The organism is Bacteroides finegoldii DSM 17565, from assembly GCF_000156195.1.
Classification (GTDB): domain Bacteria; phylum Bacteroidota; class Bacteroidia; order Bacteroidales; family Bacteroidaceae; genus Bacteroides; species Bacteroides finegoldii.
The window spans coordinates 92,639-115,445 of record NZ_GG688322.1 but is presented as its reverse complement, the minus strand read 5'-3'; the positions used below and the strand labels follow the sequence as shown (position 1 = coordinate 115,445).

At 43.9% G+C, this 22,807-nt stretch carries 14 protein-coding genes; 10 read left to right on the top strand and 4 right to left on the bottom strand.

Features of this window, described 5'->3' with window-relative positions:
* Positions 1-63: 63 nt before the first annotated feature.
* The 3 genes from carA to glmS form a co-directional block, all read right to left on the bottom strand.
* Positions 64-1,197 (bottom strand): glutamine-hydrolyzing carbamoyl-phosphate synthase small subunit, encoded by a 1,134-nt coding sequence (gene carA, locus BACFIN_RS11535; protein ID WP_007752280.1) that lies wholly within the window; start codon positions 1,195-1,197, stop codon positions 64-66.
* Positions 1,198-1,224: 27 nt separating this feature from the next.
* Complete coding sequence (locus tag BACFIN_RS11540) at positions 1,225-3,108, bottom strand: amidophosphoribosyltransferase (RefSeq protein ID WP_007752277.1); 1,884 nt, start codon at positions 3,106-3,108, stop codon at positions 1,225-1,227.
* Between the two features lie 125 nt (positions 3,109-3,233).
* Positions 3,234-5,078 carry a glutamine--fructose-6-phosphate transaminase (isomerizing) gene (gene glmS, locus BACFIN_RS11545; RefSeq protein ID WP_004315736.1) on the bottom strand — a complete coding sequence of 615 codons (1,845 nt, stop codon included), beginning with the start codon at positions 5,076-5,078 and terminating at the stop codon, positions 3,234-3,236.
* Positions 5,079-5,440: 362 nt separating this feature from the next.
* Here glmS and gltB point away from each other — a divergent pair, with 362 nt between their 5' ends.
* The 4 genes from gltB to BACFIN_RS11565 all read left to right on the top strand — a co-directional run bounded on the left by gltB (position 5,441) and on the right by BACFIN_RS11565 (position 14,371).
* The gene (gene gltB, locus BACFIN_RS11550) at positions 5,441-10,036 is read left to right on the top strand and encodes a glutamate synthase large subunit (protein ID WP_007752274.1); all 4,596 of its coding nucleotides are present in this window, start codon (positions 5,441-5,443) and stop codon (positions 10,034-10,036) included.
* Between the two features lie 121 nt (positions 10,037-10,157).
* Complete coding sequence (locus BACFIN_RS11555; protein ID WP_007752264.1) at positions 10,158-11,498, top strand: glutamate synthase subunit beta; 1,341 nt, start codon at positions 10,158-10,160, stop codon at positions 11,496-11,498.
* Positions 11,499-11,711: 213 nt separating this feature from the next.
* Positions 11,712-13,379: an asparagine synthase B gene (gene asnB, locus BACFIN_RS11560; RefSeq protein ID WP_007752263.1), complete on the top strand. Its 1,668-nt coding sequence runs from the start codon at positions 11,712-11,714 to the stop codon at positions 13,377-13,379.
* Positions 13,380-13,603: 224 nt separating this feature from the next.
* Positions 13,604-14,371, top strand: coding sequence for a glycerophosphodiester phosphodiesterase family protein (locus BACFIN_RS11565; RefSeq protein WP_007752262.1), 768 nt, complete (start codon positions 13,604-13,606; stop codon positions 14,369-14,371).
* 245 nt (positions 14,372-14,616) lie between these two features.
* Here BACFIN_RS11565 and BACFIN_RS11570 read toward each other — a convergent pair whose 3' ends face one another.
* Positions 14,617-14,913, bottom strand: coding sequence for a thioredoxin family protein (locus BACFIN_RS11570; protein ID WP_007752259.1), 297 nt, complete (start codon positions 14,911-14,913; stop codon positions 14,617-14,619).
* 414 nt (positions 14,914-15,327) lie between these two features.
* Here BACFIN_RS11570 and dapF point away from each other — a divergent pair, with 414 nt between their 5' ends.
* From dapF to BACFIN_RS11600, 6 genes are all read left to right on the top strand, one after another.
* Positions 15,328-16,143 (top strand): diaminopimelate epimerase, encoded by an 816-nt coding sequence (gene dapF / locus BACFIN_RS11575; RefSeq protein ID WP_007752256.1) that lies wholly within the window; start codon positions 15,328-15,330, stop codon positions 16,141-16,143.
* Between the two features lie 50 nt (positions 16,144-16,193).
* Positions 16,194-17,426, top strand: coding sequence for an LL-diaminopimelate aminotransferase (locus BACFIN_RS11580; RefSeq protein ID WP_007752253.1), 1,233 nt, complete (start codon positions 16,194-16,196; stop codon positions 17,424-17,426).
* A gap of 186 nt (positions 17,427-17,612) precedes the next feature.
* Positions 17,613-18,374, top strand: coding sequence for a hypothetical protein (locus BACFIN_RS11585; RefSeq protein ID WP_007752241.1), 762 nt, complete (start codon positions 17,613-17,615; stop codon positions 18,372-18,374).
* Positions 18,375-18,522: 148 nt separating this feature from the next.
* Entirely contained in the window at positions 18,523-18,879 is a 357-nt protein-coding gene (locus BACFIN_RS11590) for a P-II family nitrogen regulator (RefSeq protein ID WP_004303701.1), read from the top strand.
* A 16-nt stretch (positions 18,880-18,895) separates the two neighbouring features.
* Entirely contained in the window at positions 18,896-20,335 is a 1,440-nt protein-coding gene (locus BACFIN_RS11595; RefSeq protein WP_007752233.1) for an ammonium transporter, read from the top strand.
* A gap of 176 nt (positions 20,336-20,511) precedes the next feature.
* Positions 20,512-22,701, top strand: coding sequence for a glutamine synthetase III family protein (locus tag BACFIN_RS11600; protein WP_004315725.1), 2,190 nt, complete (start codon positions 20,512-20,514; stop codon positions 22,699-22,701).
* The last annotated feature ends 106 nt before the right edge of the window (positions 22,702-22,807 follow it).

Genomic DNA, 22,807 nt, shown 5'->3' with positions numbered 1-22,807 from the left:
TTCTGGTTCATCACAGATTACACAGATTGACACAGATTTTTTATAATCCGTGATGAATATGGGTTACAATAGTTTTACAAATTCGTCGAACAGGAATTCCGTATCCGTAGGTCCACTCGCTGCTTCCGGATGGAATTGTGCAGAAAACCAAGGGTTTCTTTTATGCTTGATTCCTTCGTTAGAGCCATCATTCATATTAATAAATAACGGTTCCCAATCTGCACTCAACGTATTATTGTCTACGGCATAACCGTGGTTTTGCGAAGTGATGAAGCAACGTTCCGTACCTACCATACGAACCGGTTGGTTGTGGCTACGGTGACCGTATTTCAATTTATAAATCTTGGCTCCTCCCGCTTTCGAAAGCAGTTGGTTACCCATACAGATTCCGAAGATAGGCAGTTTCTCGTTTGCCATTGCCTTGCGGATATTCTGCACCGCAGCATCACAGGTATCCGGATCCCCAGGTCCGTTAGAAATAAACAGTCCGTCAAATTCGAGTCCGTTATAATCATAATCCCAAGGTACACGAATCACCTCAACATTACGTTTCAGCAGGCAACGAATGATATTAGTCTTCACACCGCAATCTACCAGAACAACTTTTTTTAATGAAGAATGAGGAATGAAGAATGAAGAATTAGCTGCGCTGTGGCTGCTTGTTCCACTAGGGAAATAATGAATAATTTCTTTACAGGAAACCTGGTCTACATAGTTTATATCGCTATAAGACGGAAATTCTTCATTCTTCATTCTTAATTCTTCATTTTCAAATACTATTTTCCCCATCATTACTCCATGTTCACGAAGCACTTTAGTCAGCTCGCGCGTATCAATGCCCGTGATACCAGGAACTTTTTCCCGTTTCAGCCAGTCACCAAGACTTTCCACAGCGTTCCAGTGGCTGTATTCATAAGAATAGTCACTTACGATAATCGCTTCCGCGTGGATCTTTTCACTTTCCATGAAAGTGGCAAGTCCATTCGGCTCGATAGTAAAAGGAGGAACACCGTAGTTACCTACCAAAGGATAGGTAAGCGTCATCAACTGTCCGGCGTATGAAGGGTCAGTGAGGCTCTCCGGGTATCCGGTCATGGCAGTATTAAACACTACTTCGCCCGCCACCGGCTTCTCGTAGCCAAACGACTTACCGGAAAACCGGCTCCCGTCGTCAAGGATTAATGTCACATTTCTCATTCTTATTATTGAATCGTTGTATGGTTGTTAGAATTGATACATTTGTTCTATATAGTCGATGAACGCCCGGTTCACCATTTTCACACCACCCGGTGTAGGGTAGTTACCGCTAAAATACCAGTCGCCTTTATGATGCGGACAAGCCTCGTGCAATCCCTCCAACGGTTGATAGACGATTTCCACTTTCGCCTTGGTTCCCTTGGGTGTCAGCAGTTCCACCATTTTGGCAGAGATTTCCTCATCAGTGAACGGAGCATAAATATCTTTCACATAGTTTACCATCTGCTCTTTCGGCAGTCCTACCTGCTCTTTCGATTTACGGTAGGCGGCCGCAATCACATCTTTCATATCCCGTTCCTTTAAAAGTTCGACAGCAGCCCTGAAGGCGATAAACTCGCTCATCTTTGCCATATCAATACCGTAATAGTCAGGATAACGCACCTGCGGAGAAGAAGATACGATGACAATCTTCTTCGGACCGAGACGGTCGAGAATACCGATAATACTTTGTTTCAGCGTAGTGCCACGCACAATGCTGTCATCGATAATCACCAGATTATCAACACCGGGTACAAGACTTCCGTATGTAATATCATACACATGGGCAGCCAAATCATTACGACTGTTTCCTTCGGCGATGAACGTACGGAGCTTAATATCCTTGATTGCCACCTTTTCGCTACGAATACGACGGGAAAGAATAACTTCTAACTCCTCCATATTCGGGTTATGCCCCAATGCAGCGATCTGCTGCACTTTCTCCTCATTCAAGTAATCATCCAGTCCCTGCAACATTCCGTAGAAAGCAACCTCCGCAGTGTTTGGAATAAAAGAGAAGACCGTATGATCGATATCATTATTGATAGCTTTCAGTATTTTCGGAACCAACTTTTCGCCCAGCCGTTTCCTTTCTTTATAAATATCGACGTCACTGCCACGGGAGAAATAGATACGTTCGAAGGAACAAGCCTGATTTTCACGTGGCTTATTGATTTGCGAAGTACGTATCTTTCCCTCTTTGCTAATCAGCAATGCCTGCCCCGGTTGCAGTTCCTTGATTTCCTCAAACGGAACGTTCAAAGCTGTCTGGATCACCGGACGTTCGGAAGCAAGAACAGCTATCTCGTCATCCTGATACCAAAATGCAGGCCGGATGCCCCAAGGGTCACGGATAGCGAAAGATTCACCGCTTCCGGTCAATCCGCAAATAACATACCCCCCATCCCATTCGTGACTGGAAGTACGCAGTACGTTTGCCAAATCAATATGTTCTTCTATATAATGCGTGATGCCCATGCCCGTAAGCCCTTCGGCTTCGGCAAGATTGAATACACGCTCCACTTCACGGTCAAGACGGTGTCCCACCTGTTCCAACATGATATATGTATCGGCATATTTACGCGGATGCTGACCAATGGCAGTGATACGGGCAAATATTTCGTCCACATTCGTCATATTGAAGTTTCCGCAAAGAGCGAGATTCTTGGCACGCCAGTTATTTCTTCTTAAAAATGGATGCACGTATGAGATTCCGGATTTTCCCGTAGTGGAATAACGAAGATGCCCCATATATACTTCCCCGGCAAAAGGCAGGACTCGTTTGGCATACGCAGCATCATGCAACTGTTCGGGAGTGAGCTCCTTAAAGTTGTTTTGAACATTTTCAAAAATCTCCGTAATAGCTCCGGAGCCTAAAGCACGTTCACGAAACATATATTCTTCACCCGGATTTGCTTCCAGTTTCACACATGCCAGTCCCGCACCTTCCTGTCCACGGTTATGTTGTTTCTCCATCAACAGGTAGAGCTTATTAAGACCGTACATCCATGTTCCGTACTTTTTCTCGTAATACTCCAACGGTTTAAGCAAGCGTATCATGGCAACGCCACATTCATGTTTCAATTGTTCCATCTATACTATTTACGATTTGACGATTTACTATTTACGATTTAAATTACCACCTGCCAATCAAACAACTTACTATCTATCATTGATTCTTCAATCGTAAATAGTAAATTGTCTAATTGTAAATCACATTACTCTACCGTTACCGACTTCGCCAGATTTCTCGGCTGGTCTACATCCATCCCCTTACATACCGCAATGTGATAAGCAAGAAGTTGGAGAGGTACCGTAGTAATTAACGGATCGAGACACTCTATTGTTTCAGGAAGTTCGATACTACAATCGGCAATCTTGCTGATAACCGTATCTCCCTTCGTAACGAACGCAATCACTTTTCCCTTCCTCGCCTTGATCTCCTGAATATTACTTAGCACTTTTTCGTACAGTCCATTCTGCGTAGCAATCACCACTACCGGCATTTCCGCGTCAATCAAGGCAATCGGTCCGTGCTTCATCTCGGCAGCCGGATAACCTTCGGCGTGAATATACGATATTTCTTTCAATTTCAATGCACCTTCCAATGCAACAGGATAACTATATCCGCGTCCCAGATAAATAAAGTTATGCGCATACGTGAAAGTTTTCGATAATTCCGCCAGGGTATCATTCAGTTTCAGCACTTCTTTCATCTTCTCCGGAATATGATTTAATTCCTGTACAATTGAAAGATAATGCCGTTCGTCAATTGTTCCTTTCGCTTTGGCAAGCGTCAATGCCAGCATTGCCAACACAGTGACCTGTCCGGTAAACGCTTTGGTGGAAGCGACTCCGATTTCCGGACCTACGTGGATATACGAACCGGTGTGAGTGGCACGGGGAATAGAAGACCCGATAGCATTGCAAATACCATATATAAATGCTCCGCGGCTTTTTGCCAATTCCACAGCAGCCAAAGTATCCGCAGTCTCACCGCTTTGGGAGATTGCTATCACTACATCCTGTCCGTCAATCACCGGATCACGGTAACGAAATTCGGAAGCATACTCCACTTCCACCGGTATGCGGCAGAAACTTTCAATCAGATGCTTTCCAATCAGTCCGGCATGCCAGGAAGTTCCGCAGGCAACGATAATAAACCGCTTGGCATTCAACAGCTTTTCCCGATGATCGATCACAGCGGAAAGTACCACATTGTCTGCTTCCACATTGATACGTCCGCGCATACAATCGTGAATACAATCGGGCTGTTCGAAAATCTCTTTCAACATAAAATGCGGATATCCTCCTTTTTCCAGCTGGCCGAGATTTAGCTCCACTTTTTTAATTTCAGGTGTCATTTCAACATTACTCAAATTGACCACCTTCAATTCTTTTCCCAAATGGAGAACAGCAATTTCTCCGTCTTCCAGATAAACCACCTTATCTGTATATTCTACAATCGGAGTGGCATCCGAAGCAAGGAAGAACTCGTCCGCTCCAATCCCCACTACCAGCGGGCTACTCTTACGGGCAGCAATAATCTCATCGGGATGCTCTTTATCAAGAATCGCAATCGCATAGGCACCAATCACTTCTCCCAACGCCAATTGAACGGCTGTCAGCAAACTGACCTGATTAGTGACTTTCATGTATTCTATTAATTGAACAAGGACTTCGGTATCTGTACTACTTTTAAAAATATAGCCTTTGGCTTGAAGTTTTTCTTTGAGAACGGCGTAGTTTTCGATAATACCGTTATGAATGAGAGCGAGCTTTTCGGAAGAAGAGTAATGAGGGTGGGCGTTAGCGGAACAAGGTTCCCCGTGAGTAGCCCAACGAGTATGGGCAATTCCGATTGTACCGGAAATATCTTTTTGTGTGACGAAATTTTCAAGATCGGAGACTTTTCCTTTCGTCTTATACACATTTAACTGTCGGTCATCACTGATGATTGCTACCCCCGCGCTATCATATCCACGATACTCCAGTCGCTTCAGCCCTTTTATAAGGATAGGGTAGGCTTTTCGTTTACCAATATAGCCTACTATTCCACACATATTATGATATTTTTATTTCGACTGCAAATATACACATTACAAATAACATAAAGACAACAAAAAGCATATTTATTTGACAGAAACGCATAAAAAAGTTGTAAACACATCAAAAAGTTAAATAATATATTATTTTTAGCTCAAAAAGAAACAAATTACAATTAACTCACCATTAACCCAAAAGAGCTAACAAATTAAAAGTAAATCTCCCTCTTTTAATTACAAATTAGAAGAAGACAGGCTCTTCTTTTAATTTCGCGTTACAGAAAACTTATATTTTACTATCATTTTGAAATTAAACCACTAACTTTGCCGAACAAATTGACACTTCAATTAGGTATTATCATACAATAAAGCTAGTAAGAATGAAGAAACAAGAACTTTTTAACAACGTAACAGAAGGATCCCCTTACCAACGACAGCCCAAACTGATGGGCTTGTATAATGCGGCATACGAACACGATGCCTGCGGTGTTGGTATGCTGGTAAACATTCATGGAGAAAAGTCACACGACATTGTTGAGTCGGCTTTAAAGGTATTAGAGAACATGCGCCACCGCGGTGCCGAAGGTGCGGATAACAAAACCGGCGACGGTGCAGGTATCATGCTGCAAATTCCGCATGAGTTTATTTTATTGCAAGGTATTCCTGTACCCGAAAAAGGACGGTACGGCACAGGATTGCTATTTTTGCCGAAAAATGGAAAAGACCAGGCAGCCATTTTAAGTATCATTATTGAAGAAATTGAAAAAGAAGGACTCACATTGATGCATCTGCGCAATGTACCCACCTGCCCTGAAATTCTAGGAGAATCTGCTCTGGCAAACGAACCAGACATCAAGCAAGTATTCATCACCGGATTTACAGAAACGGAAACTGCCGACCGGAAGTTATATCTGATCCGGAAAAGAATCGAGAATAAGGTCAGACTGTCATCCATTCCGACAAAAGACGATTTTTATGTTGTTTCGCTTTCTACAAAAAGTATTATATATAAAGGTATGCTTTCGTCGTTGCAACTGCGCAACTACTATCCGGACCTGACGAATAGCTATTTTACCAGCGGACTGGCACTGGTGCACTCCCGTTTCAGTACCAATACATTCCCTACATGGGGATTGGCACAACCATTCCGCCTGCTGGCACACAACGGTGAAATCAACACGATCCGTGGTAACCGCGGATGGATGGAAGCCCGCGAAAGCGTACTCTCCACTCCTACCTTGGGTGATATAAAAGAACTTCGTCCGATTATACAACCGGGCATGAGCGACAGTGCTTCCCTGGATAATGTACTGGAGTTCCTGGTGATGTCGGGGTTGAGCCTGCCACACGCCATGGCTATGCTCGTGCCGGAATCTTTCAACGAAAAGAATCCCATCAGCGAGGATCTGAAATCATTCTACGAATACCACTCTATCCTGATGGAACCGTGGGACGGACCGGCTGCACTTCTCTTCAGTGACGGACGATTTGCCGGAGGTATGCTCGACCGTAACGGCCTGCGCCCTGCCCGTTATCTGATTACTAAAAACGATATGATGGTAGTGGCTTCGGAAGTCGGTGTGATGGATTTCGAACCGGGAGACATCAAAGAAAAAGGTCGTTTACAGCCCGGTAAGATTTTGCTGGTAGATACGGAAAAAGGTGAAATTTATTATGATGGCGAACTGAAAAAACAGTTGGCTGAAGCCAAACCTTACCGCACCTGGTTGTCTACGAACCGAATCGAACTGGATGAACTGAAGAGCGGACGCAAAGTACCTCATCATGTAGAAAACTACGACTGTATGCTTCGCACTTTCGGCTACTCCAAAGAGGATATCGAAAAACTGATTATGCCGATGGCAAGCAGCGGAGCAGAACCGATCCATTCAATGGGTAATGATACTCCGTTAGCTGTACTTTCGGATAAGCCGCAATTGCTTTACAACTATTTCCGGCAGCAATTTGCACAAGTGACCAATCCTCCCATTGACCCGCTCCGCGAAGAACTGGTAATGTCATTAACTGAATACATCGGGGCAGTCGGCATGAATATCCTGACACCCAGCGAGAGTCATTGCAAAATGGTCCGCCTGAATCATCCAATTTTGAGCAATACACAACTGGATATTCTTTGTAATATCCGCTATAAAGGTTTCAAAACGGTCAAACTGCCCATGTTATTTGAAGCAGCGAAAGGGAAAGCCGGATTGCAGGAGGCACTGAACAGCCTTTGTAAAATGGCGGAAGAATCTGTGACGGAAGGCGTAAACTACATTGTCCTGACCGACCGTGACGTGGATATTACCCATGCCACTATTCCTTCATTGCTGGCAGTAAGCGCCGTTCATCACCATCTGATTTCAGTCGGCAAACGTGTACAAACAGCATTGATTGTAGAAAGCGGTGAAATACGTGAGGTAATGCACGCTGCGTTATTACTGGGTTTCGGAGCAAGTGCCCTGAATCCTTACATGGCATTCGCCGTTCTCGACCGCTTGGTTAAAGACAGGGATATTCAGTTGGATTATGCCACTGCTGAAAAGAATTATATCAAATCCATCTGCAAAGGCTTGTTTAAAATCATGAGTAAAATGGGGATCTCTACCATCCGCTCTTATCGTGGCGCAAAGATCTTCGAAGCCGTCGGTTTGAGCGAAGAATTGAGTAAGGCCTATTTCGGTGGACTCGGTTCGCCCATCGGAGGTATTCGCCTGGAAGAAATAGCCAGAGATGCCATTGCTTTCCATGAGGAAGGATTTTCAGAAATCAAAAATGGAAATGAAGGAACACAAAGTAACTCTCCATCTTCTACTTTCAACCTTCCATTATTAAAAAACAACGGTTTGTATGCCTTCCGCAAAGACGGAGAAAAGCACGCATGGAATCCGGAAACAATCAGTACGCTGCAATTGGCTACACGGCTGGGAAGTTACAAGAAGTTTAAAGAATATACTCATTTGGTAGACGAAAAAGAGAAGCCTATTTTCCTTCGTGACTTTCTGGGATTCCGTCGTAATCCGATTTCGATCGATCAGGTAGAACCGGTGGAAAACATTCTGCATCGTTTCGTCACGGGGGCCATGTCTTTTGGTTCTATCAGCAAAGAGGCTCATGAGGCAATGGCTATTGCCATGAATAAAATTCACGGGCGCAGTAATACCGGTGAAGGTGGCGAGGACGCTGCCCGTTTCCAACCGCTGCCCGATGGCAGTTCCTTACGAAGTGCAATCAAGCAGGTAGCTTCCGGACGTTTCGGTGTAACGGCAGAATATCTGGTTAATGCGGACGAGATTCAGATTAAGATAGCACAGGGAGCAAAGCCGGGTGAAGGCGGACAACTTCCGGGATTTAAAGTGAATGATGTGATTGCAAAAACACGCCATTCCATTCCGGGAATTTCACTGATTTCTCCCCCACCTCATCATGATATTTATTCGATTGAGGATTTGGCACAATTAATCTTCGATCTGAAAAATGTAAATCCACAGGCCAAAATCAGTGTGAAACTGGTAGCAGAAAGCGGCGTCGGTACAATTGCCGCCGGGGTGGCAAAAGCAAAGGCGGACCTGATTGTCATCTCCGGTGCTGAAGGGGGAACAGGTGCTTCTCCGGCTTCTTCTATCCGTTATGCGGGCATCTCACCGGAATTGGGATTGAGCGAGACACAACAAACATTGGTTTTGAACGGACTTCGTGGGCAAGTAGTTCTGCAAGCCGACGGACAACTGAAAACCGGACGTGACATCATCTTAATGGCGCTAATGGGTGCCGAAGAATATGGCTTCGCCACTTCGGCATTGATTGTATTAGGGTGTGTAATGATGCGCAAATGCCATCAGAATACTTGTCCAGTGGGAGTTGCCACACAGAATGAGGAATTACGTAAACGCTTTCATGGGCGTAGTGAATATTTGGTAAATTTCTTCACATTCCTGGCACAGGAGGTCCGCGAGCATTTGGCCGAAATGGGATTCACCAGAATGGATGATATTATCGGGCGCACAGACTTGATCGAACGCAAATCCGTTACCAACGACCCGAATCCGAAACATGCGTTAATCGACTTCACCAAATTGCTGGCACGCATTGATAACAACGCGGCTATCCGCCATGTCATCGATCAGGATCACGGTGTTTCTACTGTAAAGGATGTAACCCTCATTGATGCGGCACAAGAAGCTATTGAACATGAGAAAGAGATTTCTTTAGAATATACGATTGCCAATACAGACCGTGCAATAGGTGCGATGCTCTCCGGAGTGATTGCCAAGAAATACGGTGCCAAAGGATTGCCGGAACATACGCTGAATGTGAAGTTCAAAGGCTCGGCAGGTCAGTCTTTCGGGGCTTTCCTCGTACCGGGAGTTAACTTTAAACTGGAAGGTGAAGCGAACGATTATCTGGGTAAAGGATTGAGCGGCGGACGCATCTCCGTATTGCCTCCTATCCGCAGCAACTTCGAAGCCGAAAAGAATACAATTGCCGGTAATACCTTGCTTTATGGAGCAACAAGCGGTGAAGTATATATCAACGGTCGTGTAGGAGAACGTTTCGCAGTTCGTAACTCCGGTGCAGTTGCCGTAGTGGAAGGTGTGGGCGACCATTGTTGCGAATACATGACAGGAGGTCGTGTGGTAGTCCTCGGGCAAACCGGACGTAACTTTGCAGCCGGTATGAGTGGCGGTGTGGCTTACGTATGGAACAAGGATGGCAACTTCGATTATTTCTGCAACATGGAAATGGTGGAACTGTCACTCATCGAAGAAGCCAGCTACCGGAAGGAGCTACACGAACTAATCCGCCAACATTATCTGTACACAGGCTCAAAACTAGCCCGTACCATGCTTGACAACTGGAATCATTATGCAGACCAGTTCATCCAAGTAGTACCCATCGAATACAAAAAAGTATTGCAGGAGGAACAGATGAGAAAATTACAACAAAAAATTGCAGACATGCAAAGAGACTATTAGATTTACAATTTGACTATTTACAATTTACTATTTGAATGTATAGTCTGTAAATAGTCAAATAGCAAATGACAAGATAGTCTAAAAATAGTAAATAGTAAATCGTCAAATAGTAAATAACAAGATGGGAAATCCTAAAGCATTTCTAAATATACCTCGACAAGAGGCGGGATACCGCCCTGTAAACGAGCGAATCACTGACTATAGTCAGGTAGAACAGACTTTGAATACAAACAGCCGTAAATTGCAGGCGTCACGCTGTATGGATTGCGGTGTACCTTTCTGTCATTGGGCATGCCCGATAGGAAATAAACAACCGGAATGGCAGGACGCATTATACAGGGGAAAATGGAAGGAGGCATACGAAGTATTGTCGTCTACTTGCGATTTTCCGGAATTTACGGGACGTATTTGTCCTGCTCTTTGCGAGAAATCGTGTGTGTTGAAACTTTCCTGCGATCAGCCGGTGACTATTCGCGAGAATGAAGCAGCTATCGTGGAAGCGGCTTTTCGTGAAGGATATATACAGGTAAAGACGCCGAGAAGAAACGGAAAGAAAGTGGCGGTGATTGGTGCGGGTCCTGCCGGATTGGTAGTGGCTAATCAGCTGAATTTAAAAGGATATAGCGTTACTTTATTTGATAAGGATGAAGCGCCCGGAGGATTATTACGATTCGGTATTCCTAATTTCAAACTGGATAAGAATGTAATTGACCGACGGATGAAGATATTGGCTGCAGAAGGAATACAGTTTGAAATGGGAGTAGAAATAGACGTCAATCATTTGCCGGAAGGATTCGACGCTTACTGCATCTGTACCGGAACGCCGACTGCACGTGACTTGAGTATTCCGGGACGCGAACTGAAAGGGATTCATTTCGCACTCGAAATGCTGGCACAACAGAATAGGATTCTGGCAGGACAGACTTTCTCAAAAGATAAATTGGTGAATGCCAAAGGCAAAAAAGTACTTGTGATAGGTGGCGGAGACACTGGTTCCGACTGCATCGGAACCAGTGTGAGACAGGGAGCCGTCAGTGTCACTCAAATCGAAATCATGCCGAAACCTCCTGTCGGCTACAATCCGGCTACTCCTTGGCCACAATGGCCGGCAGTCTTCAAAACGACTTCCAGCCATGAAGAAGGTTGTACACGCCGCTGGTGCCTGGCTTCCAATCAGTTCCTCGGAAAGAATGGAAAAGTGACAGGTGTAGAAGTGGAAGAAGTGGAATGGATTCCGGCAGCAGATGGCGGACGTCCCACGATGAAACCAACAGGGAAGAAGGAAGTCATCGAAGCTGATATGGTATTATTGGCAATGGGATTCCTGAAACCGGAGCAACCGAAATTTGCAAAGAATGTATTCCTAGCCGGTGATGCCGAGACTGGTGCCAGCCTGGTGGTACGCGCCATGGCGGGAGGACGAAAGGCTGCTGCGGAAATAGATGCTTATCTAATACAATAAGTTTTGCAACAGTGTACAACAAGAAGCTCGATTACTATTATCGGTTCGTTCCATATCTGTGGAACTAAAGGATAACAGATATGGAACTAAAGGGAAACAGTTGTGGAACTAAACGATAACAATTATGGAACGAATTAAGAATAGCTAATCAGCTTCTTAGAAATAGCGAATAAACAATCAACAGATTACATTACCCCTCTAAAAATTAAAGTTATGTGTGGAATAGCAGGTATACTCAACATCAAAGTTCAAACGAAAGAACTAAGAGATAAAGCACTGAAAATGGCCCAGAAGATCCGTCATCGCGGACCGGACTGGAGCGGAATCTATGTAGGCGGAAGTGCCATCCTGGCACACGAACGTCTTTCTATTGTCGACCCGCAGAGTGGCGGGCAGCCGTTATACTCTCCCGATCATAAACAGGTGCTCGCCGTCAACGGTGAGATTTACAATCACCGTGATATTCGCGCTAAATATGCGGGAAAATATAACTTTCAAACCGGAAGTGACTGTGAGGTAATTCTTGCCCTTTACAAAGATAAAGGCATCCATTTTTTGGAAGATATCAGCGGTATCTTCGCTTTCGTTCTTTATGATGAGGAAAAGGATGAATTTCTGATTGCCCGCGATCCGATAGGGGTTATTCCTTTATATATAGGAAAAGATAAAGAGGGAAAAATCTACTTCGGCAGCGAGTTGAAAGCTCTCGAAGGATTTTGTGACGAATATGAAGTATTCCTTCCCGGACATTATTTCTATAGTAAAGAGGGAAAAATGAAACGTTGGTATTCGCGCGACTGGACAGAATATGAAACTGTCAAAGAGAATGATGCACAAACCGAGGATGTGAAAGTGGCATTGGAAGAGGCTGTGCACCGCCAGTTAATGAGTGACGTACCGTATGGAGTGTTGCTTTCGGGCGGGTTGGATAGTTCCGTTATCTCTGCCATTGCCAAAAAATATGCGGCAAAACGTATAGAAACAGACGGTGCAAGTGATGCGTGGTGGCCTCAACTTCACTCTTTCGCCATCGGTCTAAAGGGCGCGCCCGATTTGATTAAAGCGCGTGAGGTGGCCGAATATATCGGTACCGTCCATCATGAGATCAACTACACCGTTCAGGAAGGTCTGGATGCTGTTCGCGATGTAATTTATTTCATCGAGACGTATGATGTAACTACCGTACGCGCTTCCACTCCCATGTATTTATTAGCGCGTGTCATCAAATCAATGGGGATCAAAATGGTGTTGAGCGGTGAAGGTGCTGATGAAGTTTTCGGGGGGTATCTGTATTTCCACAAGGCCCCTACTCCACAGGCATTTCACGAAGAAACAGTACGTAAACTTTCAAAGTTACACATGTACGATTGCCTCCGTGCCAATAAAAGTTTGTCAGCATGGGGAGTAGAAGGACGCGTCCCTTTCCTTGATAAAGAATTTCTCGACGTGGCAATGAACCTGAACCCGAAAGCTAAAATGTGCCCCGGAAAGGAAATTGAGAAACGAATTGTTCGCGAAGCCTTTGCCGATATGTTACCGGAAAGTGTGGCTTGGAGACAGAAAGAGCAGTTCAGTGACGGTGTAGGATATTCATGGATTGACACATTGAGGGAAATCACAGCAGCTGCCGTGAGCGATGAGCAAATGGAACATGCTGCCGAACGTTTCCCGATCAATACGCCACAAAACAAAGAAGAGTACTACTATCGTAGCATTTTCGAAGAGCACTTCCCCAGTGAAAGCGCAGCACGTACCGTCCCCAGTGTTCCGAGTGTAGCCTGCTCCACAGCAGAAGCACTGGCATGGGATATTGCTTTCAGGAATCTGAACGAGCCTAGCGGACGTGCTGTGAAAGGAATACATGAAGAGGCCTATACCTGATTAATAAAAGAGTGACAAATTCCTTTTGTGCAAACTATCAGACGTGTCCGGAGAATGTTTTTATGACAGACTGTTTTATTTTTGACACTCTTTTGTAGCATTTCTATTCTAAAATCCCAAGGATTAACGCAGATTAGCATATTATTGTCTGATTTGCGTTTTCTTTTTTATAATTTTGAGGCCAAACCCAATTAAATCTATCAAACTTTTAAAAGACCAAACAAATGAATTTAAAAAAAATGATGATGGCTTCTGCCCTTCTAATGGCTGCTTGTTGTATGCAGGCACAGACAAAAGTAATAGCTCACCGTGGTTTCTGGAAAACTCCGGGATCATCGCAGAACAGTATTTCATCACTTCTAAAAGCAGATTCCATCGGTTGTTACGGTTCAGAATTTGACGTATGGATTGCGAAGGATAACAAGTTGGTGGTTAACCATGATCCCGTATATAAGATGAGGCCGATGGAATATTCCAAAGGTGATGCGCTGACCGGACTTAAATTATCCAACGGAGAAAACTTACCCAGCCTGGAACAGTATCTGGAAACCGGAAAAAACTGTAAAACCCAATTGATTCTCGAACTGAAAGCGCATAGCAACAAGAAACGCGAGACTAAAGCGGTACAAGGAATCGTTGCCATGGTAAAGAAAATGGGACTGGAAAACCGTATGGAATATATCACGTTCTCTCTACATGCCATGAAAGAGTTTATCCGTCTGGCTCCTGCCGGTACTCCGGTATATTACCTTAACGGAGAATTGACTCCCAAAGAGTTGAAAGAACTTGGCGCTGCCGGTCTGGACTATCACATGGGAGTGATCAAGAAACACCCCGAATGGATCAAAGAAGCTCACGACCTCGGCTTGAAAGTTAACGTATGGACTGTGGACGAAGTGGAAGATATGAAATCGCTGATCGAACAAAAGGTAGATTTCATCACCACTAACGAACCGGTCATCTTACAAGAAGAACTTAAAAAGCTTCAATAAGATAAAATCATTACAAAGTAAACTTTTTAATATCCATCTTTAAAGAAACAGCTCGTTCCTTTAAAAGAAACAGGATGTTTCTCGGTGTCGAACGGGTGGTTCCTTTAAAAGGAACCACCCGTTTCTTTTAAAGGAAAAATGAGCTTTCATAACAAACTAAATATCAACACATTAAGAACACCCATTTTTTCATCTGAAAAAGAAAAGGTCATTTTCATATATGCCAATAAAAGATTACAAACGATTTACTGGAAATCATCTAATACCTCTTTCAACTCTTCTACCGTAAGCTCTCCTACCTGCCTCCATAATTCATGCCCCTTATGCAATAGAAGGAAAGCCGGTACTGTTTCTACATTATGCGCATCGGCAATTGTTCTATTCTCTTCTGCATTCACTCTAATCAATTCCACAGTTCTCTTTTCGTAAGTTCGAAGCACAGGCCCTATCCACTCATAATGAGGGGACCAATCGGCATAGAACACCACCAACACCAAATGGTTGGTTTTAACTGCTGTTTCTAATTGTTTCTCTATATTCATATCGCTACGTTTTTATATTAATGATAGTGCTAAAACAATGAATACAGAAAAAGGTTCTTCAAAACACACCGCGAACAATATGATAGAGAAATAAGGATTTTCACTTTCATATCGTCAAAAGAAAAAGAATATATTTCTTGTTTTTATAACTGGTTTTATGGATTATCAGGACTAAATATTCTTCATATATTATGAAAGAATATACAAAGCAATTCGTTCAAATAACAGTTTATTAATATATGAATATATATAATTCCAAATTATAACTAAACATAGCCGTATGAAAGGCAATTATAAGTTCACAGAAAATTAATAGAGATTAGACATACTTTTCAATAAAATATAAAGCAAAAAGTCATATCTTTGCATCGTAATAAAACAAAAGGATATAACAATCAACAAATACCAATCAAAATGACAACAAGAATTAAGTTCACTAAAATGCATGGAGCAGGAAATGACTACATATATGTAGACACGACCAGATATCCGATAGCAGACCCTGAAAAGAAAGCGATCGAATGGAGCAAGTTTCATACAGGAATCGGAAGCGATGGACTTATATTGATTGGTGTCTCTGATAAAGCGGATTTCAGTATGCGTATTTTCAATGCCGACGGTTCGGAAGCAATGATGTGTGGCAATGGTAGCCGCTGCGTAGGCAAATATGTATATGAATACGGATTGACTGATAAAACAGAAATAACTTTGGATACACTATCGGGAATTAAAATTCTGAAATTGCAGGTAGAGGGAAAAACAGTCAGTACAGTCACCGTAGATATGGGCAGTCCGCAAGAAACAGGAGAGATTGATTGGGGAAAGAAATATCCTTTCCAATCTACTAAAGTATCAATGGGTAATCCTCATCTTGTCACATTTATTGATGACATTACCCGAATTAATCTGCCGGAAATCGGTCCTGAACTGGAGAATCATCCTCTCTTTCCCGACAGAACGAATGTAGAGTTTGCACAGATCGTCGGTAAAGACACCATACGGATGAGAGTATGGGAAAGAGGATCGGGAATTACTCAAGCTTGCGGAACAGGTGCCTGCGCCACAGCAGTAGCCGCCTTCATCAACGGACTTGCAGGAAGAAAAAGTGATGTGATAATGGATGGAGGGACAGTTACCGTCGAATGGGATGAAACCTCCGGACATATATTAATGACCGGACCGGCAACCAAGGTTTTCGATGGGGAAATTGTTGAAGAAGTTGAGAGTTGAGAATGGAGAGTTGAGAATGAATAGTAATAGAAACTTAAAACAATAACAATATGGCATTAGTAAACGAGCATTTTTTAAAATTACCGGGAAGTTATTTATTCTCGGATATAGCAAAAAAGGTAAATACTTTCAGGATAACGCATCCCAAACAGGACATCATCCGGCTAGGTATCGGCGACGTCACGCAGCCACTTCCTCCAGCCTGTATAGAAGCAATGCATAAAGCGGTAGAAGAACTGGCCGGCAAAGATACATTCCGCGGATATGGTCCTGAACAGGGATATGATTTTCTGATTGAAGTAATCATAAAGAACGATTTCGCTCCACGCGGGATTCATTTCTCGACATCCGAGATTTTTGTCAGTGACGGTGCTAAAAGCGATACCGGAAATATAGGTGATATTCTTCGCCACGACAATAGTGTAGGTGTTACAGATCCTATTTATCCGGTTTACATAGACAGTAACGTTATGTGCGGACGCGCCGGAGTACTGGAAGAAGAAACGGGTAAATGGAGCAACGTTACTTATATGCCTTGCACAAGTGAGAACAACTTTATCCCGGAAATTCCGGACAAACGGATAGACATCGTTTATCTCTGTTATCCGAACAACCCGACAGGGACCACCTTAACCAAACCGGAACTGAAAAAGTGGGTGGACTATGCCTTGGCAAACGATACACTGATTCTGTTCGATGCCGCTTACGAGGCATATATCCAGGACGAGAATGTCCCCCACTCTATCTATGAGATTAAAGGAGCTAAAAAGTGCGCGATTGAATTCCGTAGTTTTTCAAAAACGGCAGGATTTACAGGAGTACGCTGCGGATATACCGTAGTACCAAAAGAACTCACTGCCGCCACTCTGGAAGGTGATCGCATACCACTCAACAGATTATGGAACCGTCGCCAGTGTACTAAGTTTAACGGCACTTCTTATATTACCCAACGGGCAGCAGAAGCCGTTTACAGTGCAGAAGGCAAGGCACAGATTAAGAAAACAATCGACTATTATATGACCAACGCAAAAATCATGAAGGAAGGCTTGGAAGCCACAGGACTGAAAGTATACGGCGGCGTCAACGCTCCCTACTTGTGGGTGAAAACTCCGAACGGACTTTCTTCATGGCGATTCTTCGAACAGATGTTGTATGAAGCCAATGTGGTCGGTACTCCCGGTGTAGGTTTCGGGCCAAGCGGTGAAGGGTATATCCGTTTAACTGCGTTCGGCGAACGCAACGACTGTATCGAAGCGATGAGAAGAATAAAAAACTGGCTCTGATTGAATGAATAATGGATAGCGGGAAATAGAAAGTTCAACATGCCCCCATTAAACGAACATCATCATTCCTGCAGGATCAGTTATCCACAATCAGTTATCTATAAAAAACGATAGTATTTTGCGCGCTACTATATAACAAATGGACCGTACATCCACATTTTTCTAACTTTTAAAGGTAAAAAGACGATGAAAACGACGATTAACAGCAAATTGGGGGTAATAACAGTAGCATTATTACTGTCAGGACTTGTCCCGTCTACAATGATGGCACAAGATAAGGTAGAAGCTTCCATTGGGGCAGATTTGGTAAGTGGTTACATCTGGCGCGGTCAGAATTTAGGCGGAATTAGCGTCCAGCCTTCACTGGGAATCTCTTACAAAGGTTTATCACTCGGAGCATGGGGATCAGTAGGAATTGAATCCAAAGATGCAAAAGAGTTTGATTTAACTCTCGGTTATTCAATTGGTGGATTTAGTGTTTCAATAACGGATTATTGGTTTGATAAAACATATACAGGGGATGTAGATGAATACGGAAAGGAGATCTATACAACCAATAAATATTTCCAATATGGGGCCTATTCTACAGCACATGTATTTGAAGCACAAGTGGGATATGATTTCGGTCCGCTAGCCGTCAACTGGTACACAAACTTTGCAGGTGCCGACGGTGTGAAAGAAAACGGCAAAAGAGCTTATTCTTCTTACCTCGCACTTAGCGCACCTTTCAAATTGGGAGGTCTCGACTGGACAGTAGATTTAGGTATGGTTCCCTGGGAAACGACTTTTTATAATGGCTATACCAGTGGATTCTGCGTAACAGACATCAGTCTCGGAGCATCCAAGGAGATTAAAATCACAGATTCCTTCTCCGTACCGACATTTGCCAAAGTAACAGTGAACCCTCGCACTGAAGGAGCCTACTTTGCTTTCGGACTAAGTTTTTAAGAGAGAGAATTTACAATACAAAGAGCGTATAGGGATTAGAAAAGGTAGTTAGAGTTTAGATTTTATCGGTTTGTTGTATGGTAACCTGCTATGGCTGCCGCTACCCTATACCTCTTTCTTTTACAGGACACACTAATATTTAAGGTATATGAAAAAGATTGAAGCTATTATCCGTAAAACCAAATTCGAGGACGTAAAAGACGCCCTACTCGAAGCGGACATCGAATGGTTCTCTTATTACGATGTAAGAGGTATTGGAAAAGCACGGCAAGGACGTATCTACCGTGGCGTAGTTTATGACACCAGCACCATTGAACGAATTTTGATCTCTATTGTCGTGCGCGACAAGAATACCGAGAAAACAGTGCAGGCTATCATCAAAGCTGCACAGACCGGAGAAATCGGTGACGGACGTATTTTCGTCATTCCTATCGAAGACGCTATCCGCATACGCACTGCCGAACGTGGTGACATAGCCCTCTACAATGCAGAACAAGAACGTTAAATAAGATTATACTATTATGGATACAAAATATAAAAGCCATAGCTTCGTAAAGCTGTGGATAGCCACTACTATATTCATTTTGTGCTGTTTTACTACTGATATGTCGGCACAAAACACGGCCGCTGCCGATACAGTTGCAGCAGTTACAGAAACAATTACCGAAGTCGTTACCGCTCCTGCCGAAGAAGCATCAGCAGCTCCCGATACGCTTGGTGAATTAGCTCTTGGATTGAATACTGTATGGATGTTGCTTGCAGCAATGCTCGTATTCTTCATGCAGCCGGGATTTGCATTAGTAGAAGCAGGTTTTACCAGAGTGAAAAATACTGCCAACATTCTGATGAAGAACTTTGTAGATTTCATGTTCGGCTCTTTACTATACTGGTTTATCGGTTTCGGATTGATGTTCGGCGCAGGCGGATTCATCGGAATGCCTCATTTCTTCGACCTTTCTTTCATTGATAATGGTTTGCCAACCGAAGGATTCCTCATATTCCAAACCGTATTCTGTGCGACAGCAGCTACAATTGTATCAGGAGCCATGGCAGAACGTACAAAATTCTCTATGTATATCGTCTACACCATCTTTATCAGTGTACTGATTTATCCGATATCCGGTCACTGGACATGGGGCGGAGGCTGGTTGATGAACGGTGAAGAAGGTTCTTTCATGATGAGTCTCTTCGGAACCACCTTCCATGACTTTGCCGGTTCTACGGTCGTTCACTCTGTAGGTGGATGGATTGCTTTGGTAGGTGCCGCCATTCTTGGCCCCCGTATCGGTAAATATGGTAAAGACGGCAAATCAAAAGCTATCCCAGGCCATAGCCTGACTATTGCTGCACTAGGCGTATTCATTCTTTGGTTCGGATGGTTCGGGTTCAACCCCGGTTCTCAATTGGCAGCAGCAACCGAAGCCGATGCTATCGCCATCTCCCACGTATTCCTGACAACGAATCTGGCTGCTTGTGCCGGTGGTTTCTTCGCTCTGTTGGTGAGCTGGATGAAATATGGAAAACCTTCCCTGTCATTGACACTGAATGGTATCTTGGCAGGGTTGGTAGGCATCACAGCAGGATGTGACGCAGTATCTCCTGCAGGAGCAGCCTTAATAGGTGCAATATGTGGTGTCGTAATGATATTCTCCGTTGACTTCATTGACAAGGTGTTAAAGATAGACGATCCGGTAGGTGCATCTTCTGTACATGGTGTTTGTGGCTTTTTAGGAACTATTCTTACAGGTTTGTTCTCCACCAGTGAAGGTTTATTCTATGGCTACGGTTTCGGGTTCCTCGGTGCACAAATATTTGGAGCATTGGTAGTAGGTGCATGGGCAGCAGGCATGGGATTCATCATTTTCAAAACGCTTGATAAGATTCACGGACTTCGCGTTCCGGCACGTATCGAAGAAGAAGGTCTTGATATTTACGAACACGGAGAATCGGCTTACAACTAATTTAGTGATGAACGGTTTAGTGATTAGTGAAAGACAGCTACGCACAACTTACTACTAATCACTACCCCGCTAATCACAGAAAAAACTTCCGGACAGGTTTGATCGCCTTTCCGGGAACCACATAACAAAGTAATTATTTACTCTAACATATTTAACAACAAATCAAATCAGGTATTATGTCAAAACTTAGATTCAGAGTAGTAGAGACAGCTTTCAAAAAGAAAGCTGTTGAGGTAGCAACACCTGCCGAACGTCCTTCGGAGTATTTCGCCAAGTATGTATTCAACAAGGAGAAGATGTTCAAATACCTTCCCAGCAAGGTATACAATGCACTGATTGACGCCATTGACAACGGTGCTCCGCTAGATCGCAGTATTGCCGACGAAGTAGCTGCCGGCATGAAGAAATGGGCCATCGAAATGGGTGTTACTCATTATACGCACTGGTTCGCACCGCTGACCGAAGGCACAGCTGAAAAACATGATGCTTTCGTTGAACATGATGGCAAAGGCGGTATGATGGAAGAATTTACTGGTAAACTGCTTGTACAACAGGAACCGGATGCTTCTTCTTTCCCGAATGGCGGTATCCGTAACACATTCGAAGCCCGTGGTTACAGCGCATGGGACCCCTCATCACCTGCTTTCATTGTAGATGATACGCTTTGCATCCCAACTGTGTTTATCGCATATACCGGCGAAGCTCTCGACTATAAAGCTCCCTTGCTGAAAGCATTGCGGGCTGTAGATAAAGCTGCTGTAGACGTATGTCGTTACTTCAACCCGGAAGTGAAAAAAGTAGTTGCTTACTTGGGCTGGGAACAGGAATACTTCCTAGTAGACGAAGGATTGTATGCCGCACGTCCGGACTTACTAATGACCGGTCGTACTTTGATGGGACATGACAGTGCCAAAAACCAGCAGTTGGAGGACCACTACTTTGGTGCTATCCCCACCCGCGTAGCCGCTTTCATGAAGGACCTCGAAATTGAAGCGTTAAAGCTGGGTATTCCTGTTAAGACCCGTCACAACGAGGTTGCCCCGAACCAGTTCGAGTTAGCCCCCATCTTTGAAGAGTGTAATCTTGCTAACGACCATAACTTGCTGATTATGTCATTGATGCGTAAGGTAAGTCGCCGTCATGGTTTCCGCGTACTGCTTCATGAAAAACCTTTTAAGGGCGTCAACGGATCGGGTAAACACAACAACTGGTCTTTGGGAACTGACACGGGCATTTTATTAATGGCACCGGGTAAGACTCCGGAAGATAACCTGCGTTTTGTTACCTTCGTCGTAAACACATTGATGGCAGTTTATCATCATAACGGATTGTTGAAAGCTTCTATCTCCAGCGCTACCAACGCCCATCGTCTGGGAGCTAATGAGGCACCTCCTGCCATCATCTCCTCTTTCCTAGGGAAGCAATTGTCGCAGGTATTGGATCACATTGAAAACAGTACGAAAGATGATTTGATTAGTCTTAGCGGCAAACAGGGAATGAAGTTGGATATTCCGCAGATTCCAGAATTATTGATTGATAATACTGACCGTAACCGTACCTCTCCTTTTGCTTTCACCGGAAACCGTTTTGAGTTCCGTGCCGTAGGTTCCGAGGCAAACTGTGCGTCTGCCATGATTGCATTGAACTCTGCCGTAGCAGACCAATTGGTGAAGTTTAAGAAAGATGTGGATGCTTTGATTGAAAAAGGAGAACCTAAAGTGTCTGCCATTCTCGAAATTATCCGTGGATATATCAAGGAATGTAAAGCGATTCATTTTGACGGCAATGGTTACAGCGACGAATGGAAGAAAGAAGCCGCCCGCCGTGGACTGGATTGCGAAACCAGTGTTCCTGTTATCTTCGATAACTACCTGAAGCCGGAAACCATTGCCATGTTCGAAGCTACCGGTGTAATGACAAAGAAAGAACTGGAAGCCCGCAACGAAGTGAAATGGGAAACGTATACGAAGAAGATTCAGATCGAGGCGCGTGTATTGGGTGATTTGGCTATGAACCATATCATTCCGGTGGCCACTCAATATCAAACAGATTTAATTAATAATGTCTATAAGATGCAATCTCTTTTCCCGGCAGAAAAGGCAGCGAAATTGTCTGCTAAAAACCTGGAACTTATTGAAGAGATTGCCGACCGCACAGCCTTCATCAAGGAACATGTAGATGCAATGATTGAAGCTCGTAAGGTTGCGAACAAGATAGAAAGCGAACGGGAAAAGGCCATTGCCTACCACGACACGATCGTTCCGGCACTGGAAGAAATCCGCTACCACATCGATAAGTTGGAACTCATTGTTGACAACCAGATGTGGACGCTTCCGAAATACAGGGAACTGTTATTTGTGAGATAGAGAAAAAGAACGGTGAACGATAAATGGTGAACGGTGAACCAATTGCACTGCAACGCATTTACCGTTTACCACTCACAGTTCACCGTTATGAAATTATCTATTTCTT

What these genes read in the sequence shown, in the direction of transcription:
- BACFIN_RS11590 (WP_004303701.1), top strand. Translation starts at nt 18,523, where the DNA reads ATGAAAAAGATTGAAGCTATTATCCGTAAAACCAAATTCGAGGACGTA.
- gltB (WP_007752274.1), top strand. Translation starts at nt 5,441, where the DNA reads ATGAAGAAACAAGAACTTTTTAACAACGTAACAGAAGGATCCCCTTAC.
- glmS (WP_004315736.1), bottom strand. Translation starts at nt 5,078, where the DNA reads ATGTGTGGAATAGTAGGCTATATTGGTAAACGAAAAGCCTACCCTATC.
- asnB (WP_007752263.1), top strand. Translation starts at nt 11,712, where the DNA reads ATGTGTGGAATAGCAGGTATACTCAACATCAAAGTTCAAACGAAAGAA.
- BACFIN_RS11585 (WP_007752241.1), top strand. Translation starts at nt 17,613, where the DNA reads ATGAAAACGACGATTAACAGCAAATTGGGGGTAATAACAGTAGCATTA.
- BACFIN_RS11595 (WP_007752233.1), top strand. Translation starts at nt 18,896, where the DNA reads ATGGATACAAAATATAAAAGCCATAGCTTCGTAAAGCTGTGGATAGCC.
- BACFIN_RS11540 (WP_007752277.1), bottom strand. Translation starts at nt 3,108, where the DNA reads ATGGAACAATTGAAACATGAATGTGGCGTTGCCATGATACGCTTGCTT.
- BACFIN_RS11570 (WP_007752259.1), bottom strand. Translation starts at nt 14,913, where the DNA reads ATGAATATAGAGAAACAATTAGAAACAGCAGTTAAAACCAACCATTTG.
- BACFIN_RS11565 (WP_007752262.1), top strand. Translation starts at nt 13,604, where the DNA reads ATGAATTTAAAAAAAATGATGATGGCTTCTGCCCTTCTAATGGCTGCT.
- carA (WP_007752280.1), bottom strand. Translation starts at nt 1,197, where the DNA reads ATGAGAAATGTGACATTAATCCTTGACGACGGGAGCCGGTTTTCCGGT.
- BACFIN_RS11555 (WP_007752264.1), top strand. Translation starts at nt 10,158, where the DNA reads ATGGGAAATCCTAAAGCATTTCTAAATATACCTCGACAAGAGGCGGGA.
- dapF (WP_007752256.1), top strand. Translation starts at nt 15,328, where the DNA reads ATGACAACAAGAATTAAGTTCACTAAAATGCATGGAGCAGGAAATGAC.
- BACFIN_RS11600 (WP_004315725.1), top strand. Translation starts at nt 20,512, where the DNA reads ATGTCAAAACTTAGATTCAGAGTAGTAGAGACAGCTTTCAAAAAGAAA.
- BACFIN_RS11580 (WP_007752253.1), top strand. Translation starts at nt 16,194, where the DNA reads ATGGCATTAGTAAACGAGCATTTTTTAAAATTACCGGGAAGTTATTTA.